Below are 7,240 nucleotides of genomic sequence, written 5' to 3' on the forward strand. Positions count from 1 at the left end.
TTTCAAAATGCGTTATTTCCAGTAAGCGTAGCGGTACTGCGCGGCCACGCTAAAGGTCGAGTAGTGAATCCCGCCAACCTTCTTGCTGACCAGGTTCACTTGGGCTTGTTGGTAGACCGGATTGAAGATGCCCACCTGCATGGCTCGTTGGTTGGCTTGCTTTAACAGGCTCATTCGCTTCTTGGTATTGGTCTCCGTCGTCGCGGCCGTCATTAACTGATTGTACTTAGCATCGTTATAATTAGCGAAGTTCACGGAGTTACCCTTCATGAACAGGTTCAGATCCGTGGTCGGATCCGGTTCATCCCCGGTCCAGCCAAACATTGATACGTCAAAGTTCTGTTTGAACATCTTGTTGATCTGCTGTTGCAAGGGCATGGAAGAGATATTGACGGTCAAGCCCGGCATATCCTTCTCCCACTGACTCTGGATGTATTCGGCCACGTTCTTGGTCCCGTCGGAATCGTTGGTCAGTAAGGTAATCGTTTGCTTGCCCCCACCCAACTCCTTTTTGGCCTGCGCCCAGAGCTTCTTGGCCTGAGCATCGTTGTGCCGGGTGTAGTTCCCGGTGCTGACCGCGAAGTCTTTGCCATTATTCGGGTCTTTGGTCACTCCTTTAGCGACCAAGTTTAGCAGGGGTTGAGAGCCGTCCTGATTCACCTTTTGGGTCAGCTGTGCCCGGTTCAAAGCGTAGTTGGCGGCCTTACGGAAGTTGGCGTTGGCACTGACCTTGTTCCGCGGGTTGAAATACTGCAACGTCACAGCCGTGGTCAGCGTCTTACGCATCTGACTCTTCAATTGTGCATTATTGGCGACCCCGGCAATCGTGGTCCCACTGATTTGCGTTTCTTGGACCTTACCGGCGGCGAATAACTTTTCGGCCGTCGACGGGTCTTTCGTGACTTGAACGTTGATTTGTTTCAACCGCACACTCTTCGCTGCGTAGTAATGTCGGTTCTTGACGTATTCCCAGGTGGTCTTGGTCCCGTTCCACTTCTTCAGCACGTAAGGCCCGTTAGCGGCGACCCGCGCCGAATTGGTCCCGTACGTCGAGCCGTACTTCTTCACTAATTTTTGGTTAACCGGTAAGTATTCGGTCGCCGCTTCGTAATTAAACGACGGGTTCGCTTGGCTCAGCTTGATCTGCAACTTATACTTACCCAAGGCCTTAACCCCCAGCGCTGATGGCTGCTTCTTACCGGTCTGGACGGCGCTGTAATTCACAAACGTCGCAAACCGGTTGGCGTATTGCGCCTTGGTGGTTGGATCGACCTGCCGTCTAAAGGAGGTCACGAAGTCTTGCGCCGTCACGGAATCGCCGTTACTCCACTTCGCGTTGTGCCGTAAGGTCAGCGTGTAGGTTTTACCGTTAGCCGTGGGTTTAACCACCTTAGTCGCCATCCCCGCGACAACTTTGCCACTGTTATTTAATCGGTAAAGTCCTTCGGTGGTCTGTCGCATCATGTAAAACGAATAGGCGTCGGTGGCCTTGTTAGGATCGGCCGTCTGTAACTCAGACGGCATGGTCACGTTTAACGGCTTACTCTGTTCTTTTTTACTGGCGGTCGTCTGACCACAGCCCGCTAAGCCGCTAATCACTAACGCCACCCCCATTAGTCCCATCACAAATCGTTTGCTCATCGACAATCCCTCCTAATCTTCGCGTTTTCCTGGTTAACGCCAAAAAGCGCCCCCAGTAAAGTTCTGCCTTTACTAAGGACGCTTCCGCGCGGTACCACCTCAATTGCGACCCACTGGGGCCACCCCTTTTCACGTACGGCCGCTTGGCGATACGCTAGCACGATAATGGGTGCCACCAGTGCGGTTACTATCAGTTCACCGCGTCACTCCGAAGTGATGTTCACAACTTGATCTGGCTCCCCTCACACCAAACGGGAGTCGCTTATCCAGGTCAGAGTCATTACTGTCTTCGTCAACGTTAACTTTCTGTTTGCGATTGATGTGTCTTAGATTAAAACTCGATGAGAAAAAAGTCAAGGTAATTTTCATCATTTTTTAATTTTAAGAAAACATCGTTTAGAAATTAACCAACTAAAAAAGCCCCAGCTCCCGATTAATCGTCGGGGGCTGAGGCATTCGGCTTTCAGTTTACTTCAAGGCATCCTTTAAGGCATCAACCTTGTCGAGGTGTTCCCAAGGCAAATCAATGTCGGTTCGGCCAAAGTGACCGTAAGCCGCCGTTTGCTTGTAAATTGGCCGCTTCAAATCCAGCATTTGGATAATACCGGCTGGGCGCAGGTCAAAAATCTTCCGGACAGCGGCAGCTAACTTACTTTCCGCCACTTTCCCGGTGCCAAAGGTATCGATGGACACGGAAACGGGTTCCGCAACCCCGATAGCGTAGGCAATCTGAACTTCACACTTTTGGGCTAAGTCCGCTGCTACAATGTTCTTGGCGATGTACCGGGCAGCGTAACTTGCCGATCGGTCCACCTTGGTGGCGTCCTTCCCAGAGAAGGCGCCACCACCGTGCCGGGCAGCCCCACCGTAAGTATCCACGATGATTTTCCGCCCCGTCAAACCGGCGTCCCCTTGAGGACCCCCGATAACGAAACGACCAGTCGGGTTGATGAAGTACTTGGTCTTGTCGTCCAACAGGTCGGCCGGAATCGTGGCCTTGACCACTTGTTTGATCACATCTTGACGAATCTGGTCCAACGTCACGTCCGGATCGTGTTGGGTACTCAAAACCACCGTGTCAACGCGCAACGGCTTGTCGTTGTCGTCGTATTCGACCGTGACTTCGGCCTTAGCATCTGGCCGCAAATATGGGATCGTCCCATCCTTACGCAACTTAGCGATTCGCCGCATCAGCGCATGACTCAACGTGATGGGTAACGGCATGTATTCGGGCGTTTCGTTGACCGCATAGCCAAACATCAACCCCTGGTCACCGGCCCCAATCTTATCGAGGGGATCGCCGTCACCTTCCCGCGTTTCCAAGGAGTCATCGACCCCCTGAGCAATGTCGGGTGACTGTTCGTCGATCGCCACTAAAACGGCACAGTTGTCGCCGTCAAAGCCGTATTGGCCGTCGGTGTACCCAATTTCCTTAATGGTCTGCCGAACAACCTTCTGGATGTCGACGTAGGCTTTGGTGGAGATTTCACCAAAGACCAACACTAGGCCCGTGGTCACGGACGTTTCGCAGGCGACCCGTGAATCTGGATCTTGGGCTAACAACGCATCCAGGATGGCGTCACTAATTTGGTCGGCAATCTTATCTGGATGACCTTCAGAAACGGATTCTGAAGTAAATAAATGTCTTTCTTGCAATTGAATATTCCCCCTAGATATGGTGGACGTCAGAGTTGACCGATAATCTCAACGTCGTTCGGTTACAAGGCAGCTTCACGTCAAAGCGTGAATCCTATCGGGAATTGACTCATAACTTAAGAATTTTACCATAAATTTCGTAAACTGACAAAGATGTCCCCGGTAAAATCAACGCCACCCGTTGACCCCGTCGGCCACAACCACTATGATGAAAGATAACTTTAACTTTGTTGAATGGAGCGATTCCATGGCCTATCTCACGGCTTTTCTCAAGAATCGGACGGTACAACAATTAGTTGTGTTTACCGCCTGTCAAAATTTAATCTGGTGGCTAGTAGGGTCTACCGCTTCCACGGGGACCCCCCTAACTTGGACCGTTAAACTGGCCCTGGTCGGTTACGGTGGACTAGTCGCGGCGGGCTACTTTCTCATCTTGCGCCACCACTTCCACTCGACCACTGGTCCCATCCTAGTCGTGGCGGCGGCCACCCTTGGCTTATTAGCCGCTCCCAGCGAACATCTGATTCAACTCTTCGCCATTCTCCTGTGCGTCTTCTTGGTACTCACCTACGTCCCCCAATTAGGCCTCCAATCGGTCTATGGCTTGATCGTATTCAGCTGCCTGGCAGCCTGTGGGGTCCCCGTAATTTTGTTTCTCTTACGAAACCACTATCTGTCTAGCCAATTTTTAGTGACCCTGATTCCGATCGTGGCGAGTTACCTGGCCCTCTTTGAGAATTACTACCTACTGGCGGACCGCGATTGGCGATTGACCCTCATTACACCGGCCATCTTCACCCTCGTCACGTTAAGTCTGAGATTTTCTGGTACTAGTGTGGTGGCCATATTATTAGTCGCCGGTCACTGGTGGCTCCAGCGACACCTCAAGAGTCATTACCAATTGGTTCTCACCGGGATGGTTCAGTTACTCGTCGTTTATCTCATTCTCAAATAGCGTTGGCGGGCTTAGCAATCAGACCAACCCTTGCGAGATTTTAAAGTTTCGCTAAGCTCAAGGAAAACTCCGGGTTCCACCCCTAAAAATATGCTAGAATGAGGCATCATTTCGTAATGGAGGAACCCATACATGCCTGAAATCAAGGTGGTAGGTGATATTCGCAGTGGCAAGTATCAACCTACCCTGACTGGCAACGCCATCGTCGACGCCGCTTTGATCGATCATTTCTGTCAACAACTCGCAACCGCCCTACAGTTGCCCGGTCAACGCGTTCAAGCCGAACACCATTGGAATCTGACCATTGACGCCCAGACCATCTACATCATCGATAGTCGCATCTGGCGGGCCAGTGCCACGCCGGGGGACCACCAAAACGTCATTCCAGTATCCGGAATTGACCTGCAACGAGGCCGCATCACCACGGCCTACCGACGGCTGTTACACCTCTTACCACACCAGACAACGTCTAATCTTTAACGCGACCAACCTGACTTATTTGTCCGGGTTGATCGCGTTTTTTTTGCGGGTTAGGTATAATCGTTGATGGTCAAAAAGCCCTGTTGCAACCAAACCGCATGGGGCGCCAGTTGTTGTTGTAAAGCCATTAAGCCGTCTACCCACGCGGTTGTTTGACCCTGACACCAAATCTGATTTTTCTCCCAATACAGATGATGGCCTGCCACCGTATACGTCCGTTGAATTTTGCAACCAAATCGTTGGTAGTTTAGGGTTTCAGTGATGGTTCCCCGCCCCATCTGTCGGTGATCGATTTGGTTAAGATGCTGGGCGGAATAGGCCCGGCGTCGGTGTGAGCCGTGTTCAATAAACGTTAACTGATAGGCCAAGTCCACTCGGCCCGTTAAAAAGTGGCCGACCGTTTCTAAAAAGTTCCGTCGAAAGTGAATTAGGCCCGTCACATCATGAAAAAACAGTCGTTGCTGCTGGTAGCCTGCGAGGGGCCCTAAGACATCCTCTAATTGCTGGACGACTCGGCGCTGAATCGTGTTCACTAGAAAGAAGCGCTCTAAAAGTTGGCGTTGCTGGTCCGTTAGGGGCTGTGGGACACCCAATGACTCGGGGCGTTGATCATCTTGCTGACTCATCGTCCTCTTCCTTTCAGTGGTAACCCTTAGTGGCTATCCACTTAGCACTATATCATATGGCCTTCACTAGTAACACTGATGATTATTAATTATAAATTCGGACTAATTGTGCATCTGACGACAAAGCCAATTGTCGGTTTTATAGAATATTCAGGTTGCGGCCGACTTGTTGTATAAACAATCAACTTATCGTAAATTCGCCATTCTGATTTAAAAAGAAATTTGATGAAAACTTTTTGGTACTTTTTTGAATCGACCTGCGACTTGTCCTCACTCCTCAATACCGGTATATTAGAATTAAGCCAGTTAAAGGGAGGAACAACTATGGCAGTAGAAATTTTAGTCACCACCACCGAGCACATTCCCGGACAGGATTATGAGGTGCTCGGAGAGGTTTTTGGCCTGACCACTCAATCCAAAAACGTTTTTCGGAATATGGGAGCGTCTCTTAAGAACGTTGTCGGGGGTGAAATCAAGGACTACACCAAGATGCTTGACGAAGCTCGGAACATCGCTGTTGATCGCCTCAAGCAAAACGCCGCCAACATGGGGGCCGATGCCGTCGTCATGATGCGCTTTGATTCCGGTTCAATTGGCACGGACATGCAGTCCGTCGCCGCTTACGGTACCGCCGTTAAGTATCGCTAAAAACTGCGCTAACAGCCATCGAGTCACCGTGCTGTTGGCGCAGTTTTTAATAGTAGCAAATTCCCCTGTTCATCGAATGCCTGGCGCCAAAGTCTGAGCAGTCCTGGCTGGCCTTATCAATTGCAAAAAAAAATAGGCCCTACGCGTTAACGTAAGGTCTATTTGCAGACGAGATGTTACTTCTGATACCGGAGGTGGGGTTCGAACCCACACGTCCTCAACGGACACTGGATTTTGAGTCCAGCGCGTCTGCCAGTTCCGCCACTCCGGCAAAAAAATATTTGATTGGATACACCCAAGTCAAAGGTGGTAATCGGATTCGAACCGACGATGAAGGTTTTGCAGACCTCTGCCTTACCACTTGGCTATACCACCATAATCGTCTATCCAATCTGACTGGACCAACAATCCTAAGAAAATGCCCCAATCATAGGGCGGTATGTGGGAATCGAACCCACGCGTGCCGGAACCACAATCCGGTGTGTTAACCCCTTCACCAATACCGCCATAACATTACAACAGGGATAGTAGGAATTGAACCCACACCGACGGTTTTGGAGACCGTAGTTCTACCTTTAAACTATATCCCTATGATGGAGGGGAGTGGATTCGAACCACCGAACCCGAAGGAGCGGATTTACAGTCCGCCGCGTTTAGCCAGACTTCGCTACCCCTCCATAAATGGCGCGGGACGGAATCGAACCGCCGACACATGGAGCTTCAATCCATTGCTCTACCGACTGAGCTACCGAGCCATTTCTCACCATTCATGTAATGTTGTTGTGTTAAATTAATAATAACATAACAACGGTCCGTACGAGACTCGAACTCGTGATCTCCTGCGTGACAGGCAGGCGTCCTAAACCAACTAGACCAACGGACCATAATAAAGTTATGTTACCAATGGAGGATACAGGGCTCGAACCTGTGACCCTCTGCTTGTAAGGCAGACGCTCTCCCAACTGAGCTAATCCTCCAAAATGACCCGTACGGGATTCGAACCCATGTTACCGCCGTGAAAGGGCGGTGTCTTAAACCACTTGACCAACGGGTCATGATAAAAATCATGATGACACAACGGAGAGTGAGGGATTCGAACCCTCGAAACAGGTTAGTACCCGTTTACAGCATTTCCAATGCTGCTCCTTCAGCCGCTCGGACAACTCTCCATTATAAAGCTCCGGCAGGCGGGCTCGAACCGTCGACAACCTGATTAACAGTCAGGTGCTCTACC

At 50.6% G+C, this 7,240-nt stretch carries 6 protein-coding genes, 10 tRNA genes, 1 riboswitch and 1 other annotated feature; of the genes, 3 read left to right on the plus strand and 13 right to left on the minus strand.

The features are described 5' to 3' along the window. Positions 1-12: 12 nt before the first annotated feature. Positions 13-1,641, minus strand: a complete 1,629-nt coding sequence (locus FD25_RS11185) for a peptide ABC transporter substrate-binding protein (protein ID WP_057804267.1) — start codon at positions 1,639-1,641, stop codon at positions 13-15. 71 nt (positions 1,642-1,712) lie between these two features. Continuing rightward, positions 1,713-1,946, minus strand: a binding site (T-box leader). A 163-nt stretch (positions 1,947-2,109) separates the two neighbouring features. Beyond that, entirely contained in the window at positions 2,110-3,297 is a 1,188-nt protein-coding gene (gene metK / locus FD25_RS11190; RefSeq protein WP_057804269.1) for a methionine adenosyltransferase, read from the minus strand. Then, positions 3,296-3,417: riboswitch (SMK box riboswitch) on the minus strand. It overlaps the preceding gene by 2 nt. An 85-nt stretch (positions 3,418-3,502) precedes the next feature. On the opposite strand from metK, the gene FD25_RS11195 reads away from it, so the two are divergent. Beyond that, the gene (locus FD25_RS11195; protein WP_235807925.1) at positions 3,503-4,252 is read left to right on the plus strand and encodes a hypothetical protein; all 750 of its coding nucleotides are present in this window, start codon (positions 3,503-3,505) and stop codon (positions 4,250-4,252) included. Between the two features lie 132 nt (positions 4,253-4,384). Then, positions 4,385-4,732, plus strand: a complete 348-nt coding sequence (locus FD25_RS11200; protein WP_057804272.1) for a hypothetical protein — start codon at positions 4,385-4,387, stop codon at positions 4,730-4,732. 50 nt (positions 4,733-4,782) lie between these two features. Here the strand turns inward: FD25_RS11200 and FD25_RS11205 are convergent, their stop codons facing one another. Continuing rightward, positions 4,783-5,358, minus strand: a complete 576-nt coding sequence (locus FD25_RS11205; RefSeq protein ID WP_057804274.1) for a hypothetical protein — start codon at positions 5,356-5,358, stop codon at positions 4,783-4,785. A 324-nt stretch (positions 5,359-5,682) separates the two neighbouring features. On the opposite strand from FD25_RS11205, the gene FD25_RS11210 reads away from it, so the two are divergent. Continuing rightward, the gene (locus FD25_RS11210) at positions 5,683-6,006 is read left to right on the plus strand and encodes a heavy metal-binding domain-containing protein (RefSeq protein ID WP_057804276.1); all 324 of its coding nucleotides are present in this window, start codon (positions 5,683-5,685) and stop codon (positions 6,004-6,006) included. A 186-nt stretch (positions 6,007-6,192) separates the two neighbouring features. Here the strand turns inward: FD25_RS11210 and FD25_RS11215 are convergent. The 10 genes from FD25_RS11215 to FD25_RS11260 form a co-directional block, all read right to left on the minus strand. Further along, positions 6,193-6,277: transfer RNA gene (locus tag FD25_RS11215), tRNA-Leu, on the minus strand. Positions 6,278-6,310: 33 nt separating this feature from the next. Next, positions 6,311-6,381, minus strand: a tRNA-Cys gene (locus tag FD25_RS11220). Positions 6,382-6,439: 58 nt separating this feature from the next. Then, a tRNA-His gene (locus tag FD25_RS11225) sits at positions 6,440-6,512 on the minus strand. A gap of 13 nt (positions 6,513-6,525) precedes the next feature. Further along, a tRNA-Trp gene (locus FD25_RS11230) sits at positions 6,526-6,596 on the minus strand. A 4-nt stretch (positions 6,597-6,600) separates the two neighbouring features. Next, positions 6,601-6,683 (minus strand) — tRNA-Tyr (locus FD25_RS11235). A gap of 5 nt (positions 6,684-6,688) precedes the next feature. Continuing rightward, a tRNA-Phe gene (locus FD25_RS11240) sits at positions 6,689-6,761 on the minus strand. A 53-nt stretch (positions 6,762-6,814) separates the two neighbouring features. Continuing rightward, a tRNA-Asp gene (locus tag FD25_RS11245) sits at positions 6,815-6,889 on the minus strand. A 21-nt stretch (positions 6,890-6,910) separates the two neighbouring features. After that, positions 6,911-6,983: transfer RNA gene (locus FD25_RS11250), tRNA-Val, on the minus strand. Positions 6,984-6,987: 4 nt separating this feature from the next. After that, positions 6,988-7,060: transfer RNA gene (locus FD25_RS11255), tRNA-Glu, on the minus strand. A 24-nt stretch (positions 7,061-7,084) separates the two neighbouring features. Beyond that, positions 7,085-7,175: transfer RNA gene (locus tag FD25_RS11260), tRNA-Ser, on the minus strand. Positions 7,176-7,240: the final 65 nt, after the last annotated feature.

Source organism: Levilactobacillus acidifarinae DSM 19394 = JCM 15949, from assembly GCF_001434835.1.
Classification (GTDB): Bacteria; Bacillota; Bacilli; order Lactobacillales; family Lactobacillaceae; genus Levilactobacillus; species Levilactobacillus acidifarinae.

Coding starts and splice junctions, on each gene's coding strand:
- FD25_RS11185 (WP_057804267.1), bottom strand. CDS start 1,641: ATGAGCAAACGATTTGTGATGGGACTAATGGGGGTGGCGTTAGTGATT.
- FD25_RS11205 (WP_057804274.1), bottom strand. CDS start 5,358: ATGAGTCAGCAAGATGATCAACGCCCCGAGTCATTGGGTGTCCCACAG.
- FD25_RS11210 (WP_057804276.1), top strand. CDS start 5,683: ATGGCAGTAGAAATTTTAGTCACCACCACCGAGCACATTCCCGGACAG.
- FD25_RS11195 (WP_235807925.1), top strand. CDS start 3,503: ATGATGAAAGATAACTTTAACTTTGTTGAATGGAGCGATTCCATGGCC.
- FD25_RS11200 (WP_057804272.1), top strand. CDS start 4,385: ATGCCTGAAATCAAGGTGGTAGGTGATATTCGCAGTGGCAAGTATCAA.